Raw genomic sequence first — 26746 nt, 5'->3', positions numbered from 1 at the left:
CATGAGGACTTTCTACTGGATTCTCGCCTGCGGCCTGACGATTCTGCTCATGCAATACAGCCTGTTCAAAGAGAACGGCGCACCTCGGCAGATCAGCCTTCCTGTGGCGGTGGTGAGATGAAGCCGTTTAACGAATGGGTGATGCAGCCGGTCACGCCGCTGAGCCAGCGTCCCGCACTTCCAGAAGGGTTGTGGGAAGACAAACGCGGCAACCTGCTCGCTCAATGCGTCAGATGCGAGCGGCCATACCACTATGACGGCGATTTGGCCGATGGCTTTGACCCTGCCATGTCGTACTGCGGAATGTCAGAAAGGTGCCTGCCATGACCAGCCACCAGCGCACACGCCGAATTCTGATGTGGCGCGGCTCATTCCCGACGATCGCCCTCTTCACCTTCCTGATGCGGCTCGGCGCTCTCGCTGATCGCGTCACTCAATAACCCACACCTTTCAAGGCTGCGCGAGTCGCGGCAAGGATCTCCCGTGAGCGCAGTTATGAAGCAGGCCGAGCATATGCCGGCCATGACAGAGTCGGCACTTGTCGAGGTACTGAGCGGCAGCCTGTACCCAGGCGCCGCGCATAACTCGGTAGTAATGGTTTTGGCCTACTGCAAGGCAGCCCAGCTCGACCCGATGTTGAAGCCGGTGCACATCGTGCCGATCTACCAGAAAGGCCGCGGCATGGTAGACGTGGTCATGCCAGGGATTGGTCTGTACAGGATTCAGGCGTCGAGGACGGGGCAATACGCCGGTATCAGCGACCCCGAGTTTGGGCCGTCGATCACCGCCACCATGGCCGGGGTCGAGGTTACCTACCCGGAATGGTGCCGGGTCACGGTCAAGCGCCAGATGTCGAACGGGCTTGTGGCTGAGTTCACTGCCAATGAGCGCTGGCTTGAAAACTACGCAACGTCAAGCAAGGACACCATTGCGCCGAACTCCATGTGGAAAAGGAGGGCGTTCGCCCAGCTCGCCAAGTGTGCCGAGGCCCAGGCCTTGCGCAAGGCGTTCCCCGAGGTCGGATCGGCCCCAACCGCTGACGAAATGGAAGGCAAGACCTTCGATGATTCGGCGCGTGACGTGACCCCGCAGCAGCAGGCACAGCCAGAGCCTGAAGCACTACCGGACTACTCGGACGATCTACTCGCCGAGAACGTCGTCAAGTGGCAGCCACTGATTGACGCAGGCCGCACCAGCCCAGAGCACCTGATCGCGACCATCCGCAGCAAATACACGCTGAGCGATGCGCAGGTCGAGAAAATCACCAACCTCAAAGCCCTCGATGGAGAACCCGCATGAAGATTCATAACGTAGCTCAAGGCTCCGCCGAGTGGCACGCCCTCCGCGTTCTGCACTTCACCGCCTCCGAAGCGCCAGCCATGAAGGGTGCGTCGAAGTACCAGACCCGCACTGACCTGCTGACACTGAAGAAGACCGGCATTGCGCCCGATATCACCGAGCAGCAGCAACGCATCTTCGACAGGGGGCACACCACCGAAGCGATGGCCAGGCCGCTGGTCGAGGCGATGATCGGTGAAGAGCTGTATCCGGTTGTCGGAACCGATGGCAACCTGCTGGCCTCGATGGACGGCGCGACGATGCTCGGCGAGACACTGTTCGAGCACAAGCTCTGGAACGAATCGCTGGTCGCCCAGGTCAAGGCGAAAGAACTTGCCCCGCACTACTACTGGCAGCTTGAGCAGCAACTCCTGGTCAGCGGTGCCGAGCGCGTGATTTTCGTCTGCTCTGACGGAACCCTCGAAAACTTCGTCAGCATGGAATATCGCCCGGTCGCCGGTCGCGCCGAGCAGTTGATCGAAGGCTGGAAGCAGTTCGAGGCGGACCTCGCCGGGCACGAAGTGGCGGACGCACCGTCAATCGTCGTCGGCAAGGCGCCGGATGAGCTGCCAGCACTGCGCATCGAGCTGACCGGCATGGTTACCGCCAGCAACCTGAAAGTGTTCGAGCAGTCGGCACTCGCAGTCATCGACTCGGTGAAAACCACGCTGGCCACCGACCAGGACTTCGCCGACGCGAAAAAGGCCGTGAAGTGGTGCGGCGATGTCGAGGACGCCGTCGAAGCCGCGAAGAAGCAGGCCTTGTCGCAAACCCAGACCATCGACGAACTGTTTTCGTCACTGGATCGCATCAGCAGGCACGCCCGCGAAACTCGCCTGAAGGTCGACAAGCTGGTGAAGGCGCAAGAACTGCTGGTGAAAACCAACATCAAGCAGAAGGCTGAACAGGCCTTGGCCGACCACGTCGCAGCCATCAACAGGACGCTGGGCAAGGTAACTCTACCGAGCGTGGTCGCTGACTTCGCCGGCGCCATGAAGAACAAGCGCACCATCGCCAGCTTGCAGGATGCGGTCGATACCGAACTGGCTCGAGCCAAGATCGAGGCCAGCCAATCGGCCGACGCAATCCGCCTGAATCTCGAAAGCCTGCGCACAATGGCCATCGACCACGCCTTCCTGTTTGTCGATGCTCAGCAGCTGGTGATGAAGGCCAACGATGATCTGGTCGCCTTGATAAAGGTTCGGATTGCCGAGCATCAGAAGGCTGAGGAAGAGAAAGCCGAAGCTCAGCGCGAGAAGATTCGCAAGGAAGAACTGCAACGCATCGCCAACGAGCAGGAGGCCACACGGCTTGCAGCAATCAAGCCTGAGCCTGTCATCGAGAAAGCTCCCGAACCTGCACGCGAAGCGGCACCGGTAAAGACTTACGCGCCAGCAGCAAGCGCTGCAAAGCCGGTTACCACTCAGGCGGCAAGCCCGGTCAGCTATCGGGCCGAAGTGTTTGACCTGGAAGCTCTGGTGCATGCGGTCGCTGGCGGAATGGCTCCGCTATCAGTGCTCACCGTCAATTGGGAAGCGTTGGATAGGATGGTCGCCGACCAAGGATCAACCTTCAGCATGGCCGGGGTGACCCTGGCAAAGGCGGCAGCATGATCGTCAGTCATGAGCTGAGCATGATCCAAATGAACGACCCGCTACGCGCACAGCTGGCGGCGAACATCGAAGCCTTCTTGAGCATAGGAGGGACTATTCAGGAGCTACCCGGCTTCGGGATAGTCCATCGGCCGCCGAACTACAACCGGTCGATGCAGCATCCACCAGACTTCCAGTCACCAGAGATCAGGAACGAAACCCGAGAGCAGGTTCAGCGCATCAAGGAATACGGCAAGACCATGACCCGCGACCAGGTATGCGAGAAGGAAGGCATATCGCGCCGAGTCCTTCTGGGGATCGCTAAGCGGCACTCCATCAAGTTCGTCTCAGCCATGGGCAATGGCGGAAAGGCGACGAAGGCCAAGAACTCTCCGCCCGAGCGCGAACTGATGCTGGTCGCCAAGATCCGTGACTGCCTCAGCCAAAATATGAGCCGCAAGCGCTGCTACGAGACGATTCACATCAGCAGCACCCTCTTCCATCGGCTGATCAAGGATTACAAGATCAACTATCCAACGCTTCAGTCCGCGTTCAGATGAGATCTCGAATAAAGCTCGTTCAGCAACGTAAACGTCAAGCCTGGCTGGATCTGCCGGCCAACGAATTACAGGAGGCAGGCCATGGCTACCGAAGGGAAAGCGCGCTCAGCGAAGACCGCGGCGAGGCGGAAGGATCGCGGCGAGGAAGAGTTGCGACTCTGGGTTCTACCAGGGACTAAGCAGGCCCTCATTGAGCTGATGCAATGGAATGACATCGAGGAACAGGGTGAAGCTCTTACGCTGATGATTCATCACCTGCATGCGCTTGGCCCGGGCCAATCAGCACCATTGCTTGCCCCGCCGCGACACGTTTTCACCATATCCGAAAACGTGTCGCGCAAACTCGAGTTGGCCTACCGCAAAGAATCGCTGCGCATCTGCAGCGAATAACCCAAATCCCAAAGCTGCGCATCCGGTCACGGAGGGCGGCGCCTGACTGGAAAAAACGAGGAATCACGATGAAGCCTGAAATGATCACCCTTAAGCATGGCGACTCAACAATCAAAATGCCCGCATCGCACCTGGCCAAGCTGGCAATGGCCAGTGTCTTCGCCCAGGTGCTACCTGCGGCCAATGTTCCAGTTTTGCCGGTTACTGGTATCCCTGCGCTGGGGAGCTACTGGCCCGGGCAAGGTGGTGTCAATGCAGGGTTGGTTCGGGGCCAAGACGGAACCCGTGACTATTACCTGATCGTGCCGACCGGTGATGACCTGGGCGAGCTGAAATTCGGTGCATACGGCGATGACGTCGAGGGCGCCGCCAGCGCGTGGGATGGCCTGGCCAATACCCATGCATTGATCGCAGCCGGCAAAGGCTGTCCGGCCGCAGAGGCTGCCGTAGCATTTACCTGTGACGGGCATAACGACTTCTATCTGCCAGCACGGCGCGAACTGCAAATCGCCGAAGCGAACGTCTCCGAGGTATTCGCTAAGGGCTGGCACTGGTCTTCAACGCAGCGCTCCGCCTACTACGCATTCACCATGTACTTCGTTGGTGGCGGTCAGAGCACCACCGCCAAGAACCACGAGCTCCGCGTCCGCCCCGTCCGCAGATTGTTCATTTGATCATTCATTAATTCGTTCTTGATCGGCATCGGGGCGCAGCAGCGCCTTTTTTGTTGCCATAAAAAAGAGGAAGCACCATGTCCGCAGCAGCTAAAGCAGTACCAGCGTTCACCCTCCCGGAAATCGGCCAAGCCTTCGGCGGCGGATTCTTCTCCGGCATCACCGTCGAGGACGGAAAGCGCTACCTGAATATCACCGCCGGTGCCGAGCATGAGCTGGAGGGCACTTGGGGTGAGTACGGCGTGAAGATCGAAGGCGCCGACAGCTTCACCGATAGCCGCAGCAACACCGAGGCAATGGCCGCTGCTGGCAGCGAGCTGGCACAGAAGACTCTGGCCTTGGTGATCGGCGGGTTCAGCGACTGGGCAATCCCGGCTCGCGACGTGCAGGAGCTGCAGTACCGCCACTTCAAGCCGACCACCGAAGAAAACTGGGCGAACAGCCGTAACGGCGATAACCCGAATAGCCTGCCGGTGGGCACCCTGTACAGCGAAGAGTCGCCGACTCAGACGCCGCTCACCGCCTTCCAAGAGGATGGAGCCGAAGCCTTCAAGGACACCTGGTACTGGTCGAGTTCGCAGCGCTCCGCCTACAACGCATTCGGCATGACCTTCGTTGTTGGCACTCAGAGCAGCTTCGGCAAGGACGGCGAGCTCCGCGTCCGCCCCGTCCGCAGAGAGTTGCTGATTGATTAATTCGCTTATTTAATCCGGCCGCCTGCGGCCGGTTGCTTTTTGGAGCTTCAGCCCATGGCAATGCACACGGACCTGCACATCTACAAAGTCTCGATGGACCTGCTCAGCCTCGCAACAAACCTCACCCGTAACATCCCGCGAGACCTGAAGTTGACACTCAGTAAGCGCGTGATCGATGAGTGCATTGATGTACTGATGCTGATCGCCAGAGCCAACTCAACCCGGGACAAGCACCCTCACCTTTCCTTGCTGGTCGAGAAGGTCCAGGTGATCGAGTTCCTGATGAGGTTGTTCAAAGAGAACCGCTTCATCAGCGTTCCGCAGCACGCCAAGGCAATAGAGGTCACCACCTCGATTGGCAAACAGGCCAATGCTTGGAAACGTTCCACCCCAACCGCGCCCGCCACCTGAGAGTTACGGCTTTCCGGTCTGTGCGATTTGAATCTGGTCGTGCCGCTAGCCCTTGGGCTACCGCCATGCGCATCAGAGATACCGCCGGTCTAAAGCGTCCGTGTAGGTCTCGCGCAGTTTCCTTGCTGATCGGCTCTGCCTTCGGTTTGGCGACGTAGATAGCACGATAGGTCGCAGCGCTCCGCCAACAACGCATTCAACATGAACTTCGATGATGGCAATCAGAACAACAACGACAAGAACAACGAGCTCCGCGTCCGCCCCGTCCGCAGATTCGAACGTTGGTCCCTACCCGTTCTGCGATCTTGTCCAGGCCTATTACGACTGCCGGCGCTCAAAGCGCAACAGCCAAAGCGCACTGGCGTTCGAAATGGACCTGGAGCAGAACCTGATCCAGCTTCACGACGACCTGATAGCCGGCACTTACCGGCCAGGCCGCTCGATATGCTTCGTGGTCACCCGACCGAAAGCCAGGGAAGTCTGGGCAGCAGCCTTTCGGGACCGCGTCGTCCACCACCTGATGTACAACCATGTGGCACCGCGCTTCTACGCCAGCTTCATAGCGGACAGTTGCGCCTGCATTCCCGGGCGCGGCACGTTGTACGCCGCCACCCGGCTTGAGTCGAAGATCCGCAGCGCCAGCCAGAACTGGTCGAATCCGATTTTCTACCTGAAGTGCGACCTGGCCAACTTCTTCGTCGCGATCGACAAAGAGATTCTGCGCAAGCAGTTGGCCGCGAAAATCACCGAACCATGGTGGCTGGCACTCGCGGAGCAGATCCTGATGCACGACCCGCGCGAAGACTACGAGGTGCGCAGCCCGGCCCATCTGTTCAACCGGGTACCGCAGCACAAGCGGCTCACTGCGCAGCCAGCGCACCTTGGCCTGCCAATCGGCAACCTGTCGTCGCAGTTCTTCGCGAACGTGTATCTGGATGCGCTGGACCAGTTCGCCAAGCACCGACTCTGCGCCAAGCATTACGTGCGCTACGTCGATGACTTCGTGTTCCTGCATGAGTCACCGCAACAGCTCAACGCCTGGCTGGCCGAGGTCGAAGCTTTCCTGCCGAGCCTCGGCGCCAAGCTCAACCCAACGAAGACCATCCTGCAGCCGGTTGACCGCGGCGTCGACTTCGTTGGTCACGTCATCAAGCCGTGGCGGCGATCAACCCGGAAGCGGTCACTGGCCCAAGCACTGAAGCGAACAGCCGCAGTGCCGGCTGAGGATCTGCGCGAAACCGCCAACAGCTACTTCGGCCTGCTCAGCCAGGCCAGTCATAGCGAGAAAGACCGGGAGAAGCTGGCCAGAGTCGTGCTGAAGCGCGGCAACAGCGTCAATGCTGCGCTGACCAAGACATATCAGAAGAAATAACCGGAGCAGTTAAGAGTCAACGCCAAGTATTTGGTCGATCTCCCGCTCTGCAATCTTTTTGCCCTTCTCTACAGCAGCATCAAAACTTTCGTATTTTGTCTTTTCATGCGACGTCAAAACCGGTGTTTCTGGGTGATCCACTTCGACACGCAACCCTTTCGGAATCGGGTCGTCGGCATGCCCCCATATGAAGTCGATCTTTGATTTAACGCCGCGATACTCATGATCTACAGGCCAAGGTCTGTCCACTAAAACCATCTCGCTCTCCTCAATCCGGCTCCATGCCGGGCCATCAAGCAATAGCCCACAAACTCAAATCACGCCAGGCGGCGAGGAGCTGAAACGAACCTCATCCGACAAGATGTCTTTGCAAAATTCCTGACTGATTGAAAATTAAATTTGTGTTATCCCTGGCTCTGATAGAGCACTGATAAAACAAATCGTAAAGATCCCCCATATCAGGCGCATCCGAGCCCAAATAAACAGTAATAAACTTAGTCGCTACTGCTCCCACGCTTTCTTCTATATCTCGATGTGTTATTTGAAACTCCAACTCCGCAGCATCAAAAATTAGTAAAACCTCCTGCCACGCCTTGTCGACCTTGGAACACTGCTCAAACCATGCCTTCTGCGATTCTTGAAAAACCTCTGGAAAATCCACAGTACGTGACTCCCAGCCGACTCTGTGCGCACGAGCGACCATTGAGAACAGCTTATTGAGATAAGCGTTTGCGGCTCGCCCACCATCTAATGAGTCTTGAAATTTCTTTATAGCCTTCCATTTTTCTGAGTGCCTGAATTGCGTTTGCCAACTGGTAAGAGCAACAACTGCAACAACTCCTGTAATCGCAGTTCCAGCAAAACTAAGTAACTCCATTGCATCTCTGATGCTTTTACCTGTGGTTGACTCAGCGCTGATTCCGAGACCAATAAGAACGCCTAGGACCACCAGCAAGAAGCATCCTCCGAGAACAATACGGTCCATAACCCCACTCCCCTGTAGATCCCGGAACTATACCGGCGAGGAACCCCTATGTCCGCACAACAGAAGAAGCCCCAGTTCATCCATGGCCAGCCAAGCATGGCCCTGCCCTTCCAGAAAGAACTGGTGGTGGACCTGTTCGCCGGCGGTGGTGGCGCCAGCACCGGCATTGCCCGGGCGTACCGGGAGCCAGATGTAGCGGTGAATCACAATCCAATCGCGTTGGCCGTGCACCGTGCCAACCATCCAGAAACGGCGCACTACGTCGCCGACGTGTTCGAGGTCGATCCTATCCACGCCACCGGCGGCCAACCGGTGGGCATTCTCTGGGCCTCACCCGACTGCCGCCACCACAGCAAGGCCAAGGGTGGCGCGCCGCGCGATCGCGGTGTTCGTGGTCTGGCCTGGGTGGTGGTGCGCTGGGCGCACGCAACCCGGCCGCGCCTGATGTTCCTGGAGAATGTGGAAGAGTTCTGCGACTGGGGTCCGATCGACGAGGAAGGACAACCGATCAAGGCCAAGCGCGGGCGCACCTTCAAATCCTTCATTGCCGCGCTCAGCACCGGTCTGCCGGCTGACCACCCGGACATGCCGGAGATCCTGCAGTCGATCGGCGAGTTCGTTCCGGCGGAAAGCCTGGTGCGCGGGCTCGGCTACAACGTCGAATGGCGCGAGCGCATCGCGGCCAACGCCGGCACCCCGACGATCCGAAAACGCCTGTACCTAGTGGCACGCAGCGACGGCAAGCCGATCGTCTGGCCAGCACCAACGCGCCACAAATTGCCGTCGGCGAAGCAGCAACCTTGGCGCACTGCCGCGGAGTGCATCGACTGGAGCAATCTCGGCCGCACGATCTTCCGTGAAAAGCCGATGGCGGTTAACACGATGCGCCGCGTCGCCAAAGGCTGCTGGCGTCATGTGCTGACCAGTGCGAAGCCGTTCATTGTCCCGATGCGGGGCACGTCGGCAACGCATACAAGCACCCACGGTGTGGACGAAGCGCTTTCCACCATTAGCGCCGGCGGCACTCATCACGCTTTGGTGCAGCCGATAGCGGCGCCGTTCCTCACCGAGTGCGCCAATGGCTCAGCTCAACGCAACTTCGACGTGCAGGAGCCGCTTCGGACGCAGGTCGCACAGGTCAAAGGTGGCCACTTTGCCGTCGTCGCTGCACACATGACGGCTTTCGGCCAGAACGCCGTCGGCAGTTCGCCGGATGAGCCGACCCAGACGGTGCTGGCCGGTGCCGCGCGACACGGAGTCGTTGCCGCTTTCTTCGAGCAGGCGAACGGCGGGTTCTACGACGGTGATGGCCGAGCCGCCGACTCGCCGCTTTCGACCATTTGCCAGTCCGGAGCCAATCAGCGATTGGTGAACGCCTACCTGGTGAAGTATTACGGCAACGAGAAGGACGGCATTTCGCTGACCGAACCGATGCACACCTTGCCGACGAAGGACCGGGTCGCGCTGGTCGAGGTGGTGCAAGTGCCGGACACGCTGACACCGGAACAGATGGAAGGCGCCCGGCGCTGCGCCGCCTTCATGCACGAACATCTGCCGGAGCACTTCAAAGACCCGGCCGAAATGGTGATGGTCGGTGGCTATGTGCTGGTGGACATCACCCTGCGCATGCTGCAACCGCCTGAGCTGAAGGCAGCGCAGGGCTTCGACAAGGGCTACATCATCGACCGTGGGCTGTTTGTTGACCCGGTCACCGGTGCCCAAGAGTGGCGCGACATCAACAAAACGGACCAGGTCAGGCTGATCGGTAACAGTGTGTGCCCGGATGAGGCAGAAGCCCTCGTCGCAGCTAACGCCGCCGACATCATCGAGCTTTACCAGCGCCTCGCAGCGTAACCCTCAATCCTCCACCGCCCGGGCATGACCCGGCATAGGACGCCCAATGCCCACAATTATCTGGCGCCTTGTCGCCAAGCTGCTTGCGCGCCCGGCCATTGCCGCCTGGCTTATCGATCGCGCCAAGCGCACCCCATACCAACACATCATTTCCGCAGACGGCGCCACGATGTATATGGGCCGCTGGTGGCTGTTCAACCCCTACTCGCGAACGACGCACAAGCCCGCGCTCTGGTGGCTACCGTGGTCGTTCCGGATCCACCACATCATGCGGCCGGACGAAGACCGGGATCTGCATGACCACCCGTGGAATGCCCGGACCATCATCCTGCGTGGCTGGTACACGGAACAACGCCGCCAATTCTGGTGCCAGGGTGGCTACACCGATCTGGAATACATCCGCCGGGCAGGCGACACCGCGCAACTGCTGCATGGCGAATACCACCGGATCGACGAAATCTCACCTGGTGGTGTCTTCACGCTGTTCATCACCAGTAAGTGGCGTGGCGACTGGGGCTTTCTGGTCAACGGAGTGAAGGTGCCATGGCGCACCTACACCGGGACGGACAATTGAAGGGAGGTTGCGGGATGAGAAACATCAAAACGCGGGAAGGCTACGAGTTCTGGGACAAGATCTGTTCGCTAAAGCATTACGGCTTTCTGCACTCGCCGGATGGAAAGCGTGTCGTTAAGACCGAGGGCATCGGCAACTGGATCGACAAATACGAGGCACAGGAGATCGTTGATCAGGCGCAGGACGAGATCAATCAGGTTCGCGCCGAGCGTGACGCCCTGCAGCTGCGCCTGAACGCAGCGGATCAGCGGATTGATCTGTTGGAGGGGTGTTTGGCCGGAGCCTACGAGACCGCCGCCACGTGGGTGGAGAAGCGCTGCGACGACTACGTGAACGAACATGGCTCAACCGATCCAGAAACCGGAACAGTTGAATTCCCGGGCGATGGCGAAGAGTACGTCGGCGAGCTGATGGAAATCGCGGATGGCCTGCGCGCACTCAAGCCAGCAGAGGGTGGAAGCGATCACGAAATCCCCGGCACATCGGGCATGCGCCTGAACATGCTGGCCAACCAGGGCGAATGACCATGACCCATAAGTGCTACCGGCGCGATCCGGACGTAAATGCCGTCACCGACCTTGTGACAGACGAGCAGCTGCAAAGGGTGTTCCAAGGCACCAACTTCGGTCACACCGATTACCGGGGCCTTCTTGCCCAGGGCTGTATCAAGGCGCTGGCCGCCTGGCACCAAGGTTACACGCTGACCACCATCCTGGAAGAGCTTCGCCTGATCAACTGGAACAAGCAGACCAGCAATATCAAGGTCACCGCCAAGGGCCGCCACTACATCTGGCTTGCCTTCAAGGGCCGTCCGGGCGTTTGATCCCGACAGGAGTACATTTGTACTCCAGCCATATTTCAACTCCCTCCCCCTTCAAAGTCAGCCGCTATAGCGGTAAGGACGAAGTCATGCCTGAAGAAAGCGTTTTGATTCAACCAATGCCGGTCCATCGCGATGCAAGCGGTTGGTGGTCACACCCTGGCTACCTGTCGGAATACGACGACGAAGTCACCGAGGCGCAGTTCAACGATTGGTGTGCGCGCAACCAGGTGGAAACGAACGTCTCGTATATGGAGAGCGACGTATCGACCGACGTGTTCAACGTCTACATGGAAGACGGGCAGGTTGATTGCTCGGCCTGGGAGATTCAGCATCCCGCCGAACCGGGATGGTTCATCCTGTCGATTCACGACGCTGAGGATGGCCCGGTCTGCATTTGGGGTCGGCAGGTGACGCCATGATCCTCCCCGCCCTCGCCTACATGGCCTGGCTCATCTACACGGGGCCGCGGCGATGACACACCAACCGAAAGGCGGCATGTGTCGCACCTGCGTCCACGCCCACCGTAATTGCAGCCACCTGCCATTCAGCACCATGCCTGCGCTCGCCCAGGACGGACAGACAGTGATCGTCCGGTGTACTGAATTCCAAAGGCGGAAGTCATGAGCCGAATGGTCAGCGTCCGGACGGAGGAACTGGCCGGCCCGGCGCTGGCCTGGGCAATCGAATCACTTGAAAGCGACCAGCAGTCCACGGCCGGACAGCTTCAACTGCCATTCACCCGTCAATTTGACGTCGAGCAGCTGATCGAGAAGTACGGCGTCTGGGTCGAGCGCGGGCACAGCTACCCGTGGCTGGCCGACGCCACACACGATCCCTGCAATCGCCAGCCCGGTGATACCCGAGAGATCGCTGTGTACCGCGCTGTCGTATTCGCCCAGACCGGCATCACCGTCAGCGTCCCCGCCGAACTCATCCAGTTGTAAACCCTTATTTGACAACTCAACCAGCCTGCTGGTGAACGGCGGGCGAGGATTCGTTATGTCCGATTTTCAAACCGAAACCACGCCCACCGCGCGTAAGCAGCATAAATGCTGTGAGTGCTGCGGGCCGATACATCCCGGTCAGCAGTATCAGCTTATTTCCGGCAGCTGGGATGGCGACATGGCCACTTTCAAGACATGCCCAGATTGCCTTGCTGCCCGCACTTGGGCCACCGCCCAACCTGAATGGGGTGGCGATGGAGAACACCTCTACTACTTCGGCCAGTTGGAAGAAGACCTGTCGTACCTGGCCCCAGAGATCACCTCACAGGACGGTCGCAGATTCCATACGTACCGCTTGCAAGTACTCATGAGCCGTCGCCGGCTCGCCGCCCAAGCACTGCGGAAAGCCGCCTGAACCCAATAACCACCTTCTGCCGCCACGCGCGGCATGGAGCATCAAATGAATACCGCACAAAACGAAGAATTTATCGAATACATCCGGCTGCCCGAAGTGCGCCGCATCTCCGGGCTCAGCACCGCAACTATTTACCGGATGGCCGGAGGGGGAAAGTTCCCTCGCCAAGCCAAGGTCGGAGAGCAGGCCGTGGCCTGGGTCCGGTCGGAGGTCGTGCAGTGGGCAGCCAGTCGAGCGGCTGCGCGCCAGCAGGCACAATAGACCTACACCCCCTCCAGCTTGTCCAGGTAGTCAGCCCAGTCTTGCATCATTCCCCGCCTCTGCTCGACGTACTCCGCGTGGTTGTACGTTTTCCGGACCTTGCTCGAGCTTGCGTGCGAAAGCTGCGCCTCGATCCAGTCCTCGTTGTAGCCCATCTCGTTCAAGGCCGTTGAGATCGTGGCGCGAATACCGTGCCCGGTCAGCCTGCCTTCATACCCCATGCGTTTCAGAGCCATATTGACCGTTCCGTCGCTGATCGGCTTGCCCGGGTCACTCCGACCCGGGATCAGCAGCTTGTAACGGCCGGTCAGCTCATGAACCTGGCGCACCTCTTCAGCCGCCTGCCGCGAGAGCGGTACCAGATAGGCCGGCACTTTATCTCCTCCCTTTGCCCTGATCACCTTCTGCAACTGCTTGACGCCTTCGGCCGGAATGGTCCATAGCGCGCCATCCAGATCAAACTGACTCCAGGTCGCATTGCGCAGCTCTCCAGTTCGAACTCCGGTCAGCAGCAGGATGCGGATTGCGCTTTTCGTGTATCCAGCTCCGTTGAATTGGCGCAATGCCACCAGAAAGTCTTTCAGTTCCACCTGACGGAGCATCGGATTGTGCTTCTCCGGCGGCTCTTTCATGGCCACGATATCCAGATCTGACGCTGGGTTTGTTTCTATATAGTCCGAGGCGATGGCGAAGCGGAATATCTCGTTCAGCCAGGTGCGGCACTTTCGGGCCACGTTCAATGCGCCGCGGGCCTCGACCCGACGCATGGCACTCAGTACATCGGAGCGCTTCACGTCGGCCACGGGGATTTTGCCCAGGGCAGGAATCAAGTCCTTATCCAGGTACATGCGTGACTGGGTGACGCCACCTTTCTTTGCGCTCAACATCCGTGGCGATTTGAAGGCATGCCATTCATTGGCCACAACTTCGAACGTTTTTACGGCGCCGGTACTGGCGGCGCGCTTTTCTTCGCGACGCTGCGATCGAGGATCAACGCCCTTTGCGATAAGGGATCTGGCCTCGTCTCGCCGCTCACGGGCTTCTTTCAGGGTGATTTCGGGATAGGTGCCCAGGGATATGCGCGGCTGCTGTCCGTGCCATGAGAAACGGAAGTGCCACGCTTTCGAGCCTTTGGCGGCTACGAAAAGAGACAGCCCGGCGGTATCGCTCAGGCTGTAGTCCTTTTCTTTGGGCTTTGCTTGCCTGACGGCTGTGTCAGTGAGGGGCATTAGTACATCACCATGGGCAATCGAATTCAGATGTGCTGGGCAATGTACTAAAAATATTGAGAAGGCGTGAGAATTGTTGAGAAGAGCTGATAACGAAAAAGCCCCGCAGGCTAGAGTCTGCGGGGCTTTTTGAGAAGGCTTGATAAGGCCTGAGAATCGAATATGGTGCCCGAAGCCGGAATCGAACCGGCACGCCCTTACGAGCGGGGGATTTTAAGTCCCATGCGTCTACCAGTTTCGCCATTCGGGCGGTAGCGCGGTGAAGCGGCCGAGAACAGGTTAATAACGATTACGCAGTCCTGGCGCTTGTGCAGCAAGGGAGGAAATATATACATCCCTTCCCCTTGAAGCAAGTTCGCTGACGTCAAATGCAAGACAAAATCCTGCTTTGAAGCTCAAATAAAAAAGATCCGTAAATCATTGATCTACGGAGCCTATTTATAGTGGAGGTCGAGGTCAGAATCGAACCAGCGTAGGTAGATTTGCAATCCATCTACGAAAAAACAAGCTATTTCAATAGGTTAGCATGAGCATCGCTCCGCAACCAACTGATTTTTAAGGGTTTGTTCGCGTAAAAGATCGCAGACTCATCTCGGGTGATGCGTTCTGCAATGAAGTCGTACGATTCCTGAATATTGGAGGGCTGCCCATAAAATCCTCTGTAGACATCGAAGATGTTTCGCGATTTTATCGACACAATCTACGTCAGCGCGTACGACTTGAACGCCCATGACTTCCACTCCCTGTTACCTGGATTAATAAAGTCGAAGGATTGTATCTGCCCTATCCACAGCTGTAGCAAGCCCGGATTCATACCCGCAAGCGACTGGCCGGCCTGCGTCGAATCCGCTCGCGTCACGACAGAACGAGCGCTGGCAACTTGATCTATACCAACGCGGCAAGGCATTACGCTGGAGCCTACAGGCATTCAACCTGCCGACGCCCGGCAGATCGATGGACTCCACCTCACAGCAGATCCCGCTCTCGCGCTACAAGCGGTGACAGCATCGTGGTCTGTTAGTCCGTGGAAGTCCTCGATCTGCATTGCGCCCCGCCCCCCCCCAACCAGGAGCGCGGCGCTGGCAAGGTCGTCATCGTCACTTGTCGTCCGTCTTTGCTGACGATTGTGGCCGACTCTCAGTGCTCTCTTCGGCGTTGGGAGCTTCTGGAAAACTCCCTGGCGTGAACACGTGGGTCTGCAAGTCGCTGGCATCGACTTCGGCGACACCATGAACCGAACGGGCCAGACCTATGGCCTGCTCACACTGCCTATGGGTGTTGACACGGCCGCTCAACGCCACCATGCCCGCATGGGTTTTGACATTGACATGCAGACCAAGGGCCGGTTCGGAAAGCGCCAGGGCCGACTTCACCTTGGTGGTAATCCATGCGTCGTGAACGGCCATTTCCAGACCATGAGAGTAATGCTGGAAGGAGTGAATTTTCATGACAGGACCCTCTCTTGCGTAATCGAACGTACTTTGCGTCCCATTTACTGTGCTGCCCTGTGCTTGTCAGACGAGCGCTATGGAAACCTGATTCGTTCTGGAGTGCTCGCCACACAAACAAGGACACAGACTAATTATAGTGCGGCCGCTACGCTGTGCCCGTGAATGTCCGCCTTGGTCGCTCTGTGCCAGGCGCAATACCTGCAAAGCGCCCGTCGCTGCCGATCCCGGCCGACAGAAAACGGCCAGAATGGACATTCAGGCCATGGAAAATTAATCAGCACCCTTACTGCTGCATCGCCGGGATGCAGTGAAGAGATTGCGTCCGAGGGTTCGCGCCGCGTCAAAATGAGCAGCCGGATCCTGCGTTTCCGATTCGAGCAGGAGCTCGGACGTCACGACGCAGGCGCCGCAGTAATCGAAGATCCCATGGTCAATCTGCGTTTTCATGGCGTCGGCATAGCCGTGCCGCTCATACGTTCCCCCGTCGGCGCCGCCGACACCGACCAGATGAACCCGTAGGTGACGAAGCTTCTTCACCAGCCTGGCATCCGAACTGAAGTCAAACGCCCAGCCATTGGCGAACACTCGATCGATCCATCCCTTGAGAAGCGCCGGCATCGACCACCAGTAGACGGGATAGACCAGCACAAGGGCATCGGCGCGATCGATCCTCGCCTGCTCGGCGACCACATCGGCGGGGGGCGGCGCCTCCTTGTGATGGACAGCCAGATCAGCCGCGGTGAACCGCGGATCGAACGCTTGCGCCGAGAGGTCCGCAATTTCAAAGGAGTTGCCGGGATCGGCCAGGGTTAAGCCATCAGCGACTTGCGCAGCGAGGCTATGGGTAAGGGACCGGGGATCGTGATGAGCAACAACGATGAGTGCGTGCATGCCGAAATTCCTGCTACTGATTGAGGGCGAAAGGCGAACCTTATATACTTTCGGTAAGTTACGATCAGTAAGTTACTTTTGGTATATTGCCATGTCAAGCACCGAGACAAGAGAGCAGGACTCCAGCCCGCAGCCACGTCGGCGCATGTCGAGGGAGCAGAGACAGCGCCAACTGCTGGACGTCGCATGGCGACTGGTTCGGGAGGAAGGCACGGAGGCCTTGACGCTTGGGCGGCTCGCCGAGCAGGCGGGTGTTACAAAACCCGTGGTTTACGACCATTTCAGCACGCGGCCCGGGCTGCTGGCGGCGCTCTATATGGAATTCGACGCACGCCAGACAGCACTCATGGACACCGCGCTTCAGAGGAGCGAACCCACCTTGCTGAGCACGGCCAGGGTCATCGCATCGTCTTACGTCGACTGCGTGCTCCTCCAGGGCAACGAGATACCCGGCGTGATCGCGGCGCTGGCCAGTTCACCGGAGCTCGAAAAGATCAAGCGCGAGTACGAAGCGGTCTTCATGAACAAGTGTCGGATTGCCCTCTCCCCCTTCACCAGAGAAGGTGCTATCGCGCCCGCGGGTCTTCGGGCGATGCTCGGTGCGGCCGAGGCCCTGTCCCATGCCGCCGCAAACGGAGAAATCACACCCGCGCAGGCGCAGGACGAACTCTTCGAGACGATCATCGCAATGGTCGATAGAAGCGCACGCGGCACCCATGGCGTCGCAGAGGCCAGCAGGCTGGGCGACCAGGCTCTGTACGCAACCCCTTGAAATGCCTGAGCGATACGATCTCACCGACCCATCTCGGGAAATGATCAAGGATCCAATCACTCAGGATCGGAGAACGGGTTGCCCACGAAACAACGACCGATTGCGGAACACTTCACTTTCCGGCAGGCAATAAAAAACCCCGTAGATCATTGATCTACGGGGTTTTCAAGAGTGGAGGCCGAGGTCGGAATCGAACCGGCGTAGGCGGATTTGCAATCCGCTGCATAACCATTTTGCTACTCGGCCTCAAACGCTCAATGCCATACAACGACATCAACCGTATACAAACTGGAGCGGATACGGAAGCCAAGCTAACGACCCAAACCTTCATCCTGCAAGCCGCTTGTAGCCAAGCGCCTGAGCGATGGGCGGCATTATGGAGAAGAAGACAGGACTTGGCAACCCCCTGAATTCTAAAAGATTTAACTCTCCTCTCAATTCATCGATTCGCTGTCCGATGCAGGCAAAAACAATGGCCTCACCCTCCTCCATAAAGCGCCGTGACTATTGCGACAGCACCCGCTGGAGTGAGGTATCGATAACCGGGATTGGCTTTCTTCGCCCAGAGGTCGGCATAGTCAGCTGCATCGAGCGCATGTGATCTAGCACTATCCTGGCAACCGCTCGGTGTTGTGCTTGTCGCAACCTGCCGAGGAGTCTTTTTAAAGCGCCGAGTTTGGCGACACGCCTGGCACGTGCCTTACAAGAGAGATTTGTCGCTTGAATCCGGCGGCTTGCGGTTCAGGTGAAAGCGGCAGACCTCGCCCCCGCGCACCATGCATTCGAGGTGTTCCACCTCGCCGCCGCCCAGCGCGCCGATGAGCGCCAGATCAAGCTGGCAGACTTCAGGGTGGGTTTTGGCCAAATGATGGAACACACAATTGTGGGCGACTATTTCCTTCTCGCCAGAGGAACGGAAAAACACCTGCGATTCATATCCAACCTGATTCATGTGGCTGACGATCCGCTCTTCGTCCACGACCGCTTGCTCCATTCCCGCGGCCATTTTCTGACCGAGGCTGCGCATCAATCTGACCAGATTGTCGTGGCCAATGATGTCGGCGACCTCGCCAATCAACAGATCGGCCAGCATCTGGTATTGCCGTGGAAACAACTCCCGGCCGGAGCTCGTGAGCAGAAACAACTGCTGAGGGCGTCGGCCAGTAGGTCGGGTTTCGCCACGCAGGATCAGACCGTCCCGCTCCAGCGCGGTCAGGTGTTGTCGAATGGCGGTACGCGTCACCTGGAGGTGGCTCGCCAGATCATCAATACTCATACCCGCCGGCTGGTACAGCAGTGCTGACAAAAGATCCTGCTGTGTACGACCCATCCCCTGCAGCATTGTGCAACCTCACCACTTTTGCCAAAAAAAGGGGGCGCTTGCGCGCCCCGTCCAACGTCAGAATTTGTCCGGAAACTGTTTGACCAATGCTGCACCCAAAGTGTCTGCAAGGACCAGCATATGTTGCCGCATCGCCGCCCAGGTTCGGGCTTCAGCGGCATAGTCCTTTTTGCCCAACTGATCAATTTGCGCGATGTGATGCCCGCCATGAGTGCTGAGCATGGCGACCAATGTCCCTTCAGGCAGGTTGGGGTTGGCCGAGGCCAGGAAATGCGCCAGGGCTTTGGCGTTACTGGTCAGTTCTTCAACGGCGGCATTTTTCCCCTTGGTGTCCTTGGCTACAGAGGCATCGCTGTAATGTTTCACCGCCCCCCAATGCCCGGCGAGCAGCTTCAACAGCTGATCGGCTGCAGGCTGGCCGTACAAGGGTGCAAGGCTATTGGCTATCGAGGTGGCGTTGGCCACCACTTGAGCCACCGCTGTATCCGCCTGCGCGCGATTGCCTTGCTGACTAGCGACAACGTAGTTTCTGATCCAGAAAATGTGCTCCACCCACAGACCCCGCAGTGCCAGTCGAGTCGTGAGCGCCGCTTCTGGCGCCCCCGCGACAGGCGCCGGGCTTTGAGCGGCGTAACTCCAGACCGGTTGAACGCAAAGTGCAAAAAGCAAGAAACCCAGAGTTTTGATGTTCATGGCGGGAGACTCGAATTGATGGCTTGTTCAATAACGGTAGTTTCGACATATATATATGTCAATATTGAAAAATGACCTTCCGTCGAGACATTGCCCTGCATGACAGGATCAAACTCACCAGCCATGCAGTGCAGTCGAACGCAAATGAGCAGATTGACGCTATGGCAGGGTTTCGCTGGCAGCCCAGCGCATGAAGGCTTCAGCGACCTGTGACGGGCGCATTGCGCTGGATTGGGCGAGCACTACGCGCTGCGGCTTGACGGCTTCGCGCAGCGGACAACAGACAATCGGTTTACCGTCGTAACTCTGATCACCTGCCGGACGGGTGCAAGACAATGCCACGCCATAACCATGGGCAACCAGGCCGCGCTGCATCTCGAAGGTCTGGGTGTATTGCTGCGCCATTGGATGCAGATCGTGCGACCAGAATAGCGAGAGGAAGTACTCTCGCGTCTGCGCAATGTCTTCGAGAATCAGACATTCGCGCGCCAGATCAAAGAGCGATACGTCTTCCTGTGCTGCCAGCGGGTGATCGGCTGGCAGCAAGGCATAGGGTGAGAGTTGAGCGAGCACTTGCCGTTCGGTCAGCGGATCGAGCCCCAACTCATAGGTCAATGCCAGCTCCGCCTTGCCAGCGTTCAAGGTGCGATGCACACCCGCCAGATCGGTTTCGAACAGCGTGATCAACACTTCTGGGTGCTGCGCACGAAAGCCGGCCAGTAATCGAGGTGCGAAATAAGGTCCCAGGTCCTGAAAGCAGACCAGCGTCAACTGTCCACGTAGCGTTTGCCGGTCACTATGTTCCTCGGTCATCGCCGCCGCCAGATTGAGAATATCCCGCGCGCGCCCCAAGAGGCGCTGCCCTGCCGGCGTCAGCTCCAGCCCGCGACTGACCTGGCGCCGAAACAGGCGCTCACCCAGCACCTCTTCCAGCTGAGAAATGGCCAGGGACACCGAGGGTTGCGATACATGTCGCGCCCTTGCCCCGGCACTGATGCTTCCATGCTCGGCGGCAGCAACGAAGTACTCCAGCTGGCGGAACGAAAAACCTATCATTTTTTCCTATACTCAAGAATAAGAAATATATAGTTTTCCTATTCAGGCTTAAAAGCAATACTCCTCGCACACCGCTAACACCAGAGGAGCAAGTCTGATGATGTCCGATGTCGAGGTATTTCAGCGAGATGGCGCTGTCGTCCTGCGCGGTGTCTTCACCGACTGGATCGAACGCCTGCGTGAAGGATTCGAACAGAACCTCGCGCAACCCAGCCAGTTTGCGATAGAGAACGTGGGCAGCGGCGAAAACGGTCGCTTTTTCGAAGACTACTGCAACTGGCAACGTATCCCGGCCTTTACCGACTTTGTCATGAACTCACCGGCAGCGGGGATCGCGGGCCACATCATGCAGTCACACCAGGTGCAGGTCTTCCACGATCACATCCTGGTCAAAGAGCCCGGCACCTCCAAACCAACGCCCTGGCATCAGGATCTGCCGTACTACTGCGTGGATGGATTGCAGACTGCCAGCTATTGGATTCCGCTTGATCCGGTGACCAGACTCAACACCCTGAGCGTGGTACTCGGCTCACATCTGTGGCCTAAACCGGTACGACCGAAAAGCTGGGCCAGCAATACGAACTTCTATGGCGAGACCCATTCGACAACCGGGGAAAGTGTCTATATGGACATGCCGGATGTGGATAACGGCGACTTCAGAATCCTCTCGCCGGAATTGCAACCGGGCGATGCCGTGGTGTTTGACTTTCGCACTGTGCATGGTGCCGCGGGCAACCAGGGAACCGGTCGCAGAAGAGCGTTCTCAACCCGCTTCATCGGCGACGATGTGCGTTACATCGCCCGCCCCGGGCGCACATCTCCGCCCTTCCCGGGGATCAACCTGAAAACCGGCGACCGTATGCGCGAAGACTGGTTTCCGGTTGTCTGGCGCAAAGACGACTGAGACGACTGCACACGCCTGCCCCCTACCTTCATCGCTCGCCTCCCCGGGAATCAGGGAGAAGGAGTTGCACACCATAGATACACGGTTCCGAGATTGAGAGCTTTTGCTCAGCAAAATAAAAATAAAATTCCCAATCGGAGACACACCCATGCAACGTTCACTACTCAAAATCAGCGCTCTTGCATTGCTCCTCGGCACTGCCGGCCTGGCTCAGGCCGGTAGCAGTTGCCTGGCGGACGTCAAAGCCTCAGGCGTGCTGCGATCCGGTAACGGCCTGATGGGCACGAAACCTTTTATTTGGCAAAACGAAGATGGCAGCTACGGCGGCTTCGAAGCCGAGCTGTTCAAGGAGATCGGTAAACGTATCGGCGTCCCCAAGACCGAGTATGTCGTTACCGAATGGTCGACCCTGATCCCCGGCATGAAATCCAGGCGCTGGGACATCATTCTCTCCGCCATGTCGGCGACCCAGGAACGGGTAAAGAACGCCGGGATTCTCTTCAGCAATCCTTACTTCCTGAGCTACAACTACGTCATCGTGAAGACCGACTCACCGATCAAAACGATGGACGACCTCAAAGGCAAAAAACTCGCCAGCGTGATGGGGACCGACGACTCGCTCAACGCGCACCGGCTGGCTGACGCCGGCGTGGTGGGCGAAGTCATGGACTTCAACGGTTTCGGCGAGCCCTTCCAGGCCCTGCAGAACAATCAGGCCGATGCCGTCCTGCTCGATCAGGGCACCCTGATTGGCCAGAAGGAAACCATGAAGAACCTGCGCGTCGTCGGCGAGCCAATCCTTTATCAACCGAAACCGGAATGGGCTGCTGCCGAAGCCAAGGCGCCGTACATCTACGGTACGCAAGCGATCGCCGTGCGTGACGAATGTGGGGATTTACGCGAAGCCATCAACGGCGCACTCGACTCGATGATCGCCGATGGTACTCACCAGACCATCCTCGAAAAATACGGCGTATGGGACTCCATGCAAACCAGGCTGATCAAGCACTGACCCTTAAGCAAACAGAGGGATACCCGCCATGTACGACTTCTTGTTTGTCCTCATCCCCCAGTACTTCCCATTCCTGCTCAAGGGCGCGGTAGTGACACTGGAACTGTCAGTGTTGAGCATGACCCTGGGCATCCTGATCGGCATTGCCGTCGCTCTCGGTCGACTGGCGCGCCGGCCTTGGCTGGACTGGCCACTGCGCAGCTATGTGGAACTCTGGCGAGGCGTGCCGCTGGTCGTACAGTTGCTGGTGATCTACTTCACCCTGCCGCAAATCGGCCTGACACTTTCCGGCTTCTGGGCCGGGGTGCTGGGCCTTAGCCTCAACCTCGGCGCCTACCTGTCCGAGGTCTTTCGTGCCGCCATCCTCTCGCTGGACAAGGGCCAGCGGGAGGCGGGTCTATCGATTGGCATGTCGCGCACCAGGATCTATCTGCGAGTGATCCTGCCTCAGGCATTGAAAATTGCGATCCCGACAGTAGGCGGCTATTTCATCTCACTGCTCAAGGACTCCTCGCTGGTTTCCTTCATTGCCGTCAATGAGCTCCTGCGTCACGGCAGCATCGTTATCGCCAATACCTTCCTCAGCATGCAGGTCTATCTGATGGTAGCGATCATCTATTTCGTCCTGAGCTTCATTGCTGCACGCGGGGTGCACTGGATCGAGCAACGCCTGACACCGGCCCACCTGCGCGCAGGCACCCGTACCGATACGAGTCCAATATCCTCCAGGCTGACAGAGGCCAAATCATGAATGCCGATCCCATCCTGCAGATCAGCGGCCTGCATAAGGCCTACGGAAACACCAAAATCCTGCGCGGCGTTGACCTCACCGTAAAGCGTGGCGAAGTCATCTTTCTTATCGGCCCTAGCGGCGGCGGCAAGTCGACGCTGCTGCGCTGCATCAACTTTCTTGAAACGCCCTGCGCCGGTGAGATCACCTTTACCGGGGAGCGGCTGTGCCATCAGGACAACCAGACCTACCAACAGGTGGACGAATCCCGATTGCGCATGGCGCGCAGCAAAATGCCAATGGTGTTCCAGCAGTTCAACCTGTTCAGCAATCGTACTGTTCTGGAGAACGTCATCGAAGGACCGGTGCATGTGCTACGCCGCCCCAAACACGAGGCAATCGCCGAAGCCCGGGCCATTCTCGACAAGGTCGGCCTGTCGGCACGCCTGGACTACTACCCTGACCAACTCTCCGGCGGGCAGCGTCAGCGAGTCGCTATCGCGCGAGCCCTGGCCATGAAACCGGAACTGATCCTGTTCGACGAGCCTACCTCGGCCCTTGACCCGGAGCTGGTGTCCGGGGTGCTCGACACCATCCGCCAACTTGCCCAGGAAGGCATGACGATGATCATCGTCACCCATGAAATGAACTTTGCACGCAAACTGGCCGACCGCATCTGCTTTGTCGCTGACGGTGGCATTCTTGAATCCGGTTGCCCGGAGCAGCTACTCGCCTCTCCCAACAACAGCCGCATCGCCAGTTTTATCCAGTCGATGCAGCACTGACCAGCGCCTCCTCATGTCAGGCTCTTCACTGAATCCGGCATGGGGAACCCCCTCCCCCATAGGTGACATCAGATCACCCGTTCGTTGAAAAAGCATCCTTTGTAAACCCCTTCAGCGCTGGCGCTTAATCCGCCGCACCGTGAGGTATGCGGGTTAACGCGCTCAATAAAATAATAAGGGGTTGTCATGCAAGAAAATGCGGGCCTATTACTGATACTACTGGCAGCGATCGTGATGATCATTGTGCTGGTGGTCAAATTCAGAGTTCATTCCTTCCTGGCCTTGATGCTGGCCAGTTTTGTCGTCGGCGCCGGGGCCGGTATGCCCTTGCCGAGCATTGCCGAATCCTTTGAAAAAGGCATGGGCGGCACTCTGGGCTTTCTCGCAGCGATCATCGGCCTGGGCAGTATTCTCGGCAAAATGCTCGAAGAGTCAGGCGGCGCCGAGCGCATCGCTCAGGCATTGCTCAATGCCCTGGGCGAGCAGCGCGCCGCATGGGCGATGATGCTGGTTGGCTTCGTCGTAGGCATCCCGGTGTTCTTCGAGGTGGGGTTTGTCTTGCTGATCCCGCTGATTTACGTCGTCGCCAAGGAAACCCGCCTCAACATCCTGTATGTCGGAATACCGCTGGCCATTTCGCTGATGACCGTGCACTGCATGCTGCCGCCTCATCCTGCCGCCATGGCGATTACCAAGATGCTCGGCGCCGATGTCGGCACCGTCATCCTCTACGGTTTGATCGTCGGCTTGCCGACCGCCATCATCGCCGGCCCTGTCTGGGTCAACCTGGTCTGCTCGCGCACTGCGCCCGCTAGCCAAGAGGCTTTCCTGGATGAGCGCTGCGTCCTGAGTCCGCACCGAGAGCTGCCAGGCCTGGGACTGACCCTGTTTACCATCCTGTTGCCGCTGCTGTTGATGGTCGGCAAGACGTTGGCTGTCATGAGCCTGCCTCAAGGCACCAGCCTGTACAGCCTGATGACCTTCCTCGGCAACCCCCTGACCGCCCTGGCGATCGCAGTGATCTTTGCCTACTGGGCGCTGGGACTGCGCCGTGGCTTGCAGATGGCGCAACTGCAGGTCTTGACCCAGAGCTGCTTCACCCCGCTGGCGAACATTTTGCTGATCATCGGCGCCGGTGGCGCGTTCAATGGCGTGCTGATTGACAGCGGCGTCGGCAAAGTCCTCGCCAGCACCCTGGGGCACTGGGACATCAATCCGATCCTCCTGGCCTGGCTCGTCGCCGGCCTGATGCACCTGGCCGTGGGCTCGGCAACCGTGGCAATGGTCAGCGCTGCTGGCATGATTCTGCCAATCCTGGACGCCATGCCAGGGCAAAACCGCGAACTCATGGTGATCGCCATCGGTGCCGGCGCTATCGGCTGGACCACCGTGACTGACTCGGCTTTCTGGGTGGTCAAGGAATACCTGGGCGTCTCCCTGAGTGATGCGCTGAAAAAATTTACCGCCGGTACCGTGCTCGCCTCAGTCATCGCCTTGGGGATGACACTACTGTTGTCGCATTGGGTGTGAGCCCGGCCGTCTGCAATTAAAAGTCTGGAGTAACAAGATGACCCTGGATAGAACCATCGAATCATGGTGCGAAAGCCATCCCTTGATCACCGAACTGGTGAACCTGAAGGAAACCACCTGGTTCAACCCTGCCCTCGCCCCTGCCGCACAGGCGTTGAGCGACGTGGCCTTGACCGCCGCCGATATCGCTGATGCCAGCGCCCGGCTTGAGCGTTTTGCACCATTTATCATGTCGGCTTTTCCTCAGACCAGCGCCAGTCACGGCATCATCGAGTCCGAGATTTTGCCCCTGACTAAATTGCAGGCGGCTTTGGCCAGCCAATACCCGCAGGCATCGCAGGGCGCCTTGTGGCTCAAGGCCGACAACCTGCTGCCGATTTCCGGCTCGATCAAGGCCCGCGGCGGGATTTACGAAGTACTCAAGCATGCCGAAGACCTGGCTCTCGCCTCGGGCCTGATTCAACCCGGCGACAGCTACGCGAAACTTGACAGCGAAGAAGCCCGCAAATTTTTCGCTCAGTATAGTATTGCCGTCGGCTCCACCGGCAATCTTGGGCTGTCCATCGGCATCATGAGTGCCCGTCTGGGTTTTCAGGCCACCGTGCATATGTCCGCCGACGCGCGGCAATGGAAGAAAGACAAGTTGCGCTCTTGCGGGGTCACCGTGATGGAGTACGAGTCCGATTACAGCGTGGCCGTCGAGCAAGGCCGTAAACAATCGGAGTCCGATCCGCACTGCCATTTTGTCGACGATGAAAACTCGGTCAACCTGTTCCTCGGCTATGCCGTGGCCGCTGAGCGCTTGCAGCGACAGCTGACGGCGGCGGGCATTACCGTCGATCAAGAACATCCCCTGTTCGTTTACCTGCCGTGCGGCGTAGGCGGTGGCCCTGGCGGCGTTGCCTTTGGCCTCAAGCACATTTATGGCGACGCAGTGCATTGCATCTTCGCCGAGCCGACTCACTCGCCTTGCATGCTGCTGGGGGTCTATACCGGTCTGCATGATGCGGTCTCGGTCTATGACTTCGGCATCGACAACAGCACCGCGGCCGATGGCTTGGCGGTGGGTCGACCGTCCGGTTTCGTCGGTCGTTCGATGCAACGCTTGCTCGACGGTTACTACACGATCAGCGATGAGGAAATGTACCGCCTGCTGGCCCTGATGGAATCGACCGAAGGCATTAAACTGGAACCCTCCGCGCTGGCAGGCGTTCCTGGCCTGATCAGGGTTGTGCAGGAGCAACAGGGTTATCGAGAGCGCCTGAACCTGACCGAGTCGCGCCTGGCCAACGCCACCCATCTGGTGTGGGGCACTGGAGGCAGCATGGTGCCCGACGAAGAAATGGACGCCTACCTGACTAAAGGACGGGTGCTTCTGGCACTGCAATAAACCTTGATCGTCGGTCCGTGCCCGTGCTCAATGCAGGGGCACGGATCCATCGATTTTCGCCAGCGGAGTACCT

General features: G+C 58.5%; 31 protein-coding genes, 2 tRNA genes and 1 pseudogene. 23 read left to right on the top strand and 11 right to left on the bottom strand.

Going from position 1 to position 26746, the window contains the following annotated elements:
* Positions 1-495 precede the first annotated feature (495 nt).
* The 8 genes from bet (at position 496) to AC07O1_RS18855 (ending at position 7032) form a co-directional block, all read left to right on the top strand.
* Entirely contained in the window at positions 496-1299 is an 804-nt protein-coding gene (bet, locus tag AC07O1_RS18890) for a phage recombination protein Bet (protein WP_495089776.1), read from the top strand.
* Entirely contained in the window at positions 1296-2951 is a 1656-nt protein-coding gene (locus AC07O1_RS18885; protein WP_495089717.1) for a YqaJ viral recombinase family protein, read from the top strand. Before bet ends, AC07O1_RS18885 begins: the two co-directional genes overlap by 4 nt.
* Positions 2948-3490, top strand: a complete 543-nt coding sequence (locus AC07O1_RS18880; protein ID WP_495089716.1) for a hypothetical protein — start codon at positions 2948-2950, stop codon at positions 3488-3490. The genes AC07O1_RS18885 and AC07O1_RS18880 overlap by 4 nt, the downstream gene beginning before the upstream one ends.
* Positions 3491-3571: 81 nt before the next feature.
* Positions 3572-3880: a hypothetical protein gene (locus AC07O1_RS18875; protein WP_495012675.1), complete on the top strand. Its 309-nt coding sequence runs from the start codon at positions 3572-3574 to the stop codon at positions 3878-3880.
* Positions 3881-3948: 68 nt separating this feature from the next.
* A complete protein-coding gene (locus AC07O1_RS18870) occupies positions 3949-4554 on the top strand; it encodes an Lcl C-terminal domain-containing protein (RefSeq protein WP_495089715.1) in 606 nt (201 codons plus the stop codon).
* A 77-nt stretch (positions 4555-4631) separates the two neighbouring features.
* Positions 4632-5249, top strand: a complete 618-nt coding sequence (locus tag AC07O1_RS18865) for an Lcl C-terminal domain-containing protein (protein ID WP_495089714.1) — start codon at positions 4632-4634, stop codon at positions 5247-5249.
* A gap of 54 nt (positions 5250-5303) precedes the next feature.
* Complete coding sequence (locus AC07O1_RS18860; RefSeq protein WP_495089713.1) at positions 5304-5660, top strand: four helix bundle protein; 357 nt, start codon at positions 5304-5306, stop codon at positions 5658-5660.
* Positions 5661-5871: 211 nt separating this feature from the next.
* Entirely contained in the window at positions 5872-7032 is a 1161-nt protein-coding gene (locus AC07O1_RS18855; protein ID WP_495089712.1) for an RNA-directed DNA polymerase, read from the top strand.
* A gap of 9 nt (positions 7033-7041) precedes the next feature.
* Here AC07O1_RS18855 and AC07O1_RS18850 read toward each other — a convergent pair whose 3' ends face one another.
* Complete coding sequence (locus tag AC07O1_RS18850; RefSeq protein ID WP_495089711.1) at positions 7042-7290, bottom strand: hypothetical protein; 249 nt, start codon at positions 7288-7290, stop codon at positions 7042-7044.
* Positions 7291-7381: 91 nt separating this feature from the next.
* Positions 7382-8017, bottom strand: coding sequence for a hypothetical protein (locus tag AC07O1_RS18845; RefSeq protein WP_495089710.1), 636 nt, complete (start codon positions 8015-8017; stop codon positions 7382-7384).
* Between the two features lie 48 nt (positions 8018-8065).
* Here AC07O1_RS18845 and AC07O1_RS18840 point away from each other — a divergent pair, with 48 nt between their 5' ends.
* The 8 genes from AC07O1_RS18840 to AC07O1_RS18805 all read left to right on the top strand — a co-directional run bounded on the left by AC07O1_RS18840 (position 8066) and on the right by AC07O1_RS18805 (position 12888).
* Positions 8066-9871, top strand: a complete 1806-nt coding sequence (locus tag AC07O1_RS18840) for a DNA cytosine methyltransferase (RefSeq protein WP_495089709.1) — start codon at positions 8066-8068, stop codon at positions 9869-9871.
* A gap of 46 nt (positions 9872-9917) precedes the next feature.
* Positions 9918-10445 carry a hypothetical protein gene (locus AC07O1_RS18835; protein WP_495089708.1) on the top strand — a complete coding sequence of 176 codons (528 nt, stop codon included), beginning with the start codon at positions 9918-9920 and terminating at the stop codon, positions 10443-10445.
* Between the two features lie 14 nt (positions 10446-10459).
* Entirely contained in the window at positions 10460-10969 is a 510-nt protein-coding gene (locus AC07O1_RS18830) for a hypothetical protein (protein ID WP_495089707.1), read from the top strand.
* 2 nt (positions 10970-10971) lie between these two features.
* Positions 10972-11268: a hypothetical protein gene (locus tag AC07O1_RS18825; protein ID WP_495089706.1), complete on the top strand. Its 297-nt coding sequence runs from the start codon at positions 10972-10974 to the stop codon at positions 11266-11268.
* Positions 11269-11354: 86 nt separating this feature from the next.
* A complete protein-coding gene (locus tag AC07O1_RS18820) occupies positions 11355-11687 on the top strand; it encodes a cyclin family protein (protein ID WP_495089705.1) in 333 nt (110 codons plus the stop codon).
* Between the two features lie 201 nt (positions 11688-11888).
* On the top strand, positions 11889-12212 hold the full coding sequence (locus AC07O1_RS18815) for a hypothetical protein (protein ID WP_495089704.1): 324 nt from the start codon (positions 11889-11891) through the stop codon (positions 12210-12212).
* Between the two features lie 55 nt (positions 12213-12267).
* Positions 12268-12627, top strand: a complete 360-nt coding sequence (locus tag AC07O1_RS18810) for a hypothetical protein (protein WP_495089703.1) — start codon at positions 12268-12270, stop codon at positions 12625-12627.
* A gap of 45 nt (positions 12628-12672) precedes the next feature.
* Positions 12673-12888, top strand: a complete 216-nt coding sequence (locus AC07O1_RS18805) for a helix-turn-helix transcriptional regulator (RefSeq protein WP_495012661.1) — start codon at positions 12673-12675, stop codon at positions 12886-12888.
* A 2-nt stretch (positions 12889-12890) separates the two neighbouring features.
* Here AC07O1_RS18805 and AC07O1_RS18800 read toward each other — a convergent pair whose 3' ends face one another.
* The 5 genes and pseudogenes from AC07O1_RS18800 to AC07O1_RS18780 form a co-directional block, all read right to left on the bottom strand.
* Positions 12891-14117 (bottom strand): tyrosine-type recombinase/integrase, encoded by a 1227-nt coding sequence (locus AC07O1_RS18800; protein ID WP_495012660.1) that lies wholly within the window; start codon positions 14115-14117, stop codon positions 12891-12893.
* 163 nt (positions 14118-14280) lie between these two features.
* A tRNA-Leu gene (locus AC07O1_RS18795) sits at positions 14281-14367 on the bottom strand.
* 318 nt (positions 14368-14685) lie between these two features.
* A pseudogene (locus AC07O1_RS18790) lies at positions 14686-14848 on the bottom strand (GNAT family N-acetyltransferase); the annotation flags it as partial.
* Between the two features lie 366 nt (positions 14849-15214).
* The gene (locus tag AC07O1_RS18785) at positions 15215-15565 is read right to left on the bottom strand and encodes a BON domain-containing protein (protein WP_495012659.1); all 351 of its coding nucleotides are present in this window, start codon (positions 15563-15565) and stop codon (positions 15215-15217) included.
* Between the two features lie 273 nt (positions 15566-15838).
* Positions 15839-16459 carry an NAD(P)H-dependent oxidoreductase gene (locus AC07O1_RS18780; protein WP_495089702.1) on the bottom strand — a complete coding sequence of 207 codons (621 nt, stop codon included), beginning with the start codon at positions 16457-16459 and terminating at the stop codon, positions 15839-15841.
* 91 nt (positions 16460-16550) lie between these two features.
* Here AC07O1_RS18780 and AC07O1_RS18775 point away from each other — a divergent pair, with 91 nt between their 5' ends.
* On the top strand, positions 16551-17231 hold the full coding sequence (locus AC07O1_RS18775; RefSeq protein ID WP_495089701.1) for a TetR/AcrR family transcriptional regulator: 681 nt from the start codon (positions 16551-16553) through the stop codon (positions 17229-17231).
* A 172-nt stretch (positions 17232-17403) separates the two neighbouring features.
* Here AC07O1_RS18775 and AC07O1_RS18770 read toward each other — a convergent pair.
* The 4 genes from AC07O1_RS18770 to AC07O1_RS18755 all read right to left on the bottom strand — a co-directional run bounded on the left by AC07O1_RS18770 (position 17404) and on the right by AC07O1_RS18755 (position 20322).
* Positions 17404-17477: transfer RNA gene (locus AC07O1_RS18770), tRNA-Cys, on the bottom strand.
* 454 nt (positions 17478-17931) lie between these two features.
* Positions 17932-18573 carry a helix-turn-helix transcriptional regulator gene (locus AC07O1_RS18765; protein ID WP_495089700.1) on the bottom strand — a complete coding sequence of 214 codons (642 nt, stop codon included), beginning with the start codon at positions 18571-18573 and terminating at the stop codon, positions 17932-17934.
* Between the two features lie 57 nt (positions 18574-18630).
* Complete coding sequence (locus tag AC07O1_RS18760) at positions 18631-19266, bottom strand: hypothetical protein (RefSeq protein ID WP_495089699.1); 636 nt, start codon at positions 19264-19266, stop codon at positions 18631-18633.
* A 159-nt stretch (positions 19267-19425) separates the two neighbouring features.
* Positions 19426-20322 carry a LysR substrate-binding domain-containing protein gene (locus AC07O1_RS18755; RefSeq protein WP_495089698.1) on the bottom strand — a complete coding sequence of 299 codons (897 nt, stop codon included), beginning with the start codon at positions 20320-20322 and terminating at the stop codon, positions 19426-19428.
* A 97-nt stretch (positions 20323-20419) separates the two neighbouring features.
* Between AC07O1_RS18755 and AC07O1_RS18750 the strand changes: the two genes are divergently transcribed.
* From AC07O1_RS18750 to dsdA, 6 genes are all read left to right on the top strand, one after another.
* A complete protein-coding gene (locus tag AC07O1_RS18750) occupies positions 20420-21226 on the top strand; it encodes a phytanoyl-CoA dioxygenase family protein (RefSeq protein WP_495089697.1) in 807 nt (268 codons plus the stop codon).
* A 148-nt stretch (positions 21227-21374) separates the two neighbouring features.
* Positions 21375-22238 carry a substrate-binding periplasmic protein gene (locus tag AC07O1_RS18745; protein ID WP_495012656.1) on the top strand — a complete coding sequence of 288 codons (864 nt, stop codon included), beginning with the start codon at positions 21375-21377 and terminating at the stop codon, positions 22236-22238.
* Positions 22239-22266: 28 nt separating this feature from the next.
* Positions 22267-22989 (top strand): amino acid ABC transporter permease, encoded by a 723-nt coding sequence (locus AC07O1_RS18740; RefSeq protein WP_495024673.1) that lies wholly within the window; start codon positions 22267-22269, stop codon positions 22987-22989.
* An 11-nt stretch (positions 22990-23000) separates the two neighbouring features.
* A complete protein-coding gene (locus AC07O1_RS18735) occupies positions 23001-23753 on the top strand; it encodes an amino acid ABC transporter ATP-binding protein (protein ID WP_494991715.1) in 753 nt (250 codons plus the stop codon).
* Between the two features lie 186 nt (positions 23754-23939).
* A complete protein-coding gene (locus AC07O1_RS18730) occupies positions 23940-25283 on the top strand; it encodes a GntT/GntP/DsdX family permease (protein ID WP_495012654.1) in 1344 nt (447 codons plus the stop codon).
* Between the two features lie 37 nt (positions 25284-25320).
* Positions 25321-26673 carry a D-serine ammonia-lyase gene (dsdA, locus tag AC07O1_RS18725; protein WP_495089696.1) on the top strand — a complete coding sequence of 451 codons (1353 nt, stop codon included), beginning with the start codon at positions 25321-25323 and terminating at the stop codon, positions 26671-26673.
* Positions 26674-26746: the final 73 nt, after the last annotated feature.

It is taken from the genome of Pseudomonas sp. GW821-FHT07G10, from assembly GCF_059418545.1.
Note: the sequence above shows the minus strand (reverse complement) of the source record. Positions and strands in the feature narration are given on the sequence as shown.

Bases quoted from the DNA above. Each gene is read 5' to 3' on its own strand.
- AC07O1_RS18850 (WP_495089711.1), bottom strand. From the start codon at position 7,290: ATGGTTTTAGTGGACAGACCTTGGCCTGTAGATCATGAGTATCGCGGC.
- AC07O1_RS18755 (WP_495089698.1), bottom strand. From the start codon at position 20,322: ATGATAGGTTTTTCGTTCCGCCAGCTGGAGTACTTCGTTGCTGCCGCC.
- AC07O1_RS18885 (WP_495089717.1), top strand. From the start codon at position 1,296: ATGAAGATTCATAACGTAGCTCAAGGCTCCGCCGAGTGGCACGCCCTC.
- AC07O1_RS18845 (WP_495089710.1), bottom strand. From the start codon at position 8,017: ATGGACCGTATTGTTCTCGGAGGATGCTTCTTGCTGGTGGTCCTAGGC.
- AC07O1_RS18805 (WP_495012661.1), top strand. From the start codon at position 12,673: ATGAATACCGCACAAAACGAAGAATTTATCGAATACATCCGGCTGCCC.
- AC07O1_RS18865 (WP_495089714.1), top strand. From the start codon at position 4,632: ATGTCCGCAGCAGCTAAAGCAGTACCAGCGTTCACCCTCCCGGAAATC.
- AC07O1_RS18745 (WP_495012656.1), top strand. From the start codon at position 21,375: ATGCAACGTTCACTACTCAAAATCAGCGCTCTTGCATTGCTCCTCGGC.
- AC07O1_RS18775 (WP_495089701.1), top strand. From the start codon at position 16,551: ATGTCAAGCACCGAGACAAGAGAGCAGGACTCCAGCCCGCAGCCACGT.
- AC07O1_RS18840 (WP_495089709.1), top strand. From the start codon at position 8,066: ATGTCCGCACAACAGAAGAAGCCCCAGTTCATCCATGGCCAGCCAAGC.
- AC07O1_RS18760 (WP_495089699.1), bottom strand. From the start codon at position 19,266: ATGAACATCAAAACTCTGGGTTTCTTGCTTTTTGCACTTTGCGTTCAA.
- AC07O1_RS18800 (WP_495012660.1), bottom strand. From the start codon at position 14,117: ATGCCCCTCACTGACACAGCCGTCAGGCAAGCAAAGCCCAAAGAAAAG.
- AC07O1_RS18820 (WP_495089705.1), top strand. From the start codon at position 11,355: ATGCCTGAAGAAAGCGTTTTGATTCAACCAATGCCGGTCCATCGCGAT.
- AC07O1_RS18830 (WP_495089707.1), top strand. From the start codon at position 10,460: ATGAGAAACATCAAAACGCGGGAAGGCTACGAGTTCTGGGACAAGATC.
- AC07O1_RS18780 (WP_495089702.1), bottom strand. From the start codon at position 16,459: ATGCACGCACTCATCGTTGTTGCTCATCACGATCCCCGGTCCCTTACC.
- AC07O1_RS18730 (WP_495012654.1), top strand. From the start codon at position 23,940: ATGCAAGAAAATGCGGGCCTATTACTGATACTACTGGCAGCGATCGTG.
- AC07O1_RS18750 (WP_495089697.1), top strand. From the start codon at position 20,420: ATGATGTCCGATGTCGAGGTATTTCAGCGAGATGGCGCTGTCGTCCTG.
- AC07O1_RS18855 (WP_495089712.1), top strand. From the start codon at position 5,872: ATGATGGCAATCAGAACAACAACGACAAGAACAACGAGCTCCGCGTCC.
- AC07O1_RS18880 (WP_495089716.1), top strand. From the start codon at position 2,948: ATGATCGTCAGTCATGAGCTGAGCATGATCCAAATGAACGACCCGCTA.
- AC07O1_RS18765 (WP_495089700.1), bottom strand. From the start codon at position 18,573: ATGCTGCAGGGGATGGGTCGTACACAGCAGGATCTTTTGTCAGCACTG.
- bet (WP_495089776.1), top strand. From the start codon at position 496: ATGAAGCAGGCCGAGCATATGCCGGCCATGACAGAGTCGGCACTTGTC.
- AC07O1_RS18825 (WP_495089706.1), top strand. From the start codon at position 10,972: ATGACCCATAAGTGCTACCGGCGCGATCCGGACGTAAATGCCGTCACC.
- AC07O1_RS18860 (WP_495089713.1), top strand. From the start codon at position 5,304: ATGGCAATGCACACGGACCTGCACATCTACAAAGTCTCGATGGACCTG.
- AC07O1_RS18815 (WP_495089704.1), top strand. From the start codon at position 11,889: ATGAGCCGAATGGTCAGCGTCCGGACGGAGGAACTGGCCGGCCCGGCG.
- AC07O1_RS18785 (WP_495012659.1), bottom strand. From the start codon at position 15,565: ATGAAAATTCACTCCTTCCAGCATTACTCTCATGGTCTGGAAATGGCC.
- AC07O1_RS18875 (WP_495012675.1), top strand. From the start codon at position 3,572: ATGGCTACCGAAGGGAAAGCGCGCTCAGCGAAGACCGCGGCGAGGCGG.
- AC07O1_RS18870 (WP_495089715.1), top strand. From the start codon at position 3,949: ATGAAGCCTGAAATGATCACCCTTAAGCATGGCGACTCAACAATCAAA.
- dsdA (WP_495089696.1), top strand. From the start codon at position 25,321: ATGACCCTGGATAGAACCATCGAATCATGGTGCGAAAGCCATCCCTTG.
- AC07O1_RS18740 (WP_495024673.1), top strand. From the start codon at position 22,267: ATGTACGACTTCTTGTTTGTCCTCATCCCCCAGTACTTCCCATTCCTG.
- AC07O1_RS18810 (WP_495089703.1), top strand. From the start codon at position 12,268: ATGTCCGATTTTCAAACCGAAACCACGCCCACCGCGCGTAAGCAGCAT.
- AC07O1_RS18835 (WP_495089708.1), top strand. From the start codon at position 9,918: ATGCCCACAATTATCTGGCGCCTTGTCGCCAAGCTGCTTGCGCGCCCG.